Source organism: Sporomusa sp. (genome assembly GCF_057736855.1).
In genome coordinates, this window is sequence record NZ_JBYKYF010000050.1 from 13574 (window position 1) to 14230 (window position 657).

At 42.9% G+C, this 657-nt stretch carries 2 protein-coding genes; both read right to left on the reverse strand.

Translation table 11 applies throughout. From position 1 onward, the window contains the following. A partial coding sequence (locus AC29Z1_RS05330) for an Rnf-Nqr domain containing protein (protein WP_488270421.1) occupies positions 1-301 on the reverse strand: 301 nt, incomplete at its 3' end. Further along, a partial coding sequence (locus tag AC29Z1_RS05335) for an Rnf-Nqr domain containing protein (protein WP_488270422.1) occupies positions 298-657 on the reverse strand: 360 nt, incomplete at its 5' end. The genes AC29Z1_RS05335 and AC29Z1_RS05330, both read right to left, overlap by 4 nt.

A 657-nucleotide genomic window follows, 5' to 3' on the forward strand; every position in this document is an offset into this window, starting at 1 on the left:
CATAAAGCGCAGGCGCATATCTCTTAATCGCAATTTCCAAAAATTGAACACAGCCAGCCATTAAGAGAACAATTACGACAATTTTGAGGAACATTAGATCATAAGGAATCAGTATATATTGGTAAACCAGCCAGGCAAGTGCGGAAGTGACGGTAAGAATCGAGGTCACCGCCATCCCCATACCAACAGAAGCGCTTAAACTTTTGGATACTCCAAAGAATATACATAATCCTAAGAAGCGCGTTAGAACGAAGTTATTAACAATTACCGCGCCCATAAACAGAGTAAAATATTCCATCATACAGCTTCACTCCTTTGAGCGGTAATTTGCGCTGCTTTGGCTTTTGCAGCCGCTTGCTTATCCTGATATTCGCCAATAACATTAAACATACCAATCATCAAACCAATTACCAGAAATGCGCCTGGCGCAAGAATCATAATCATCGGTCCATTATAGGTTTCGGGAAATACTTGCATCGCAAAGGAAGTACCACTAAGCAGCATACCAGTGCCAAACAGTTCACGTACTGCACCGATAAATACCATTGCCAGCGCAAAGCCAACGCCCATCCCCAGACCATCAATAGCCGAAGGAATCACGCCATTTTTCATGGCAAATACTTCCGCACGTGCTAAAATAATGGCAAATACCACCAC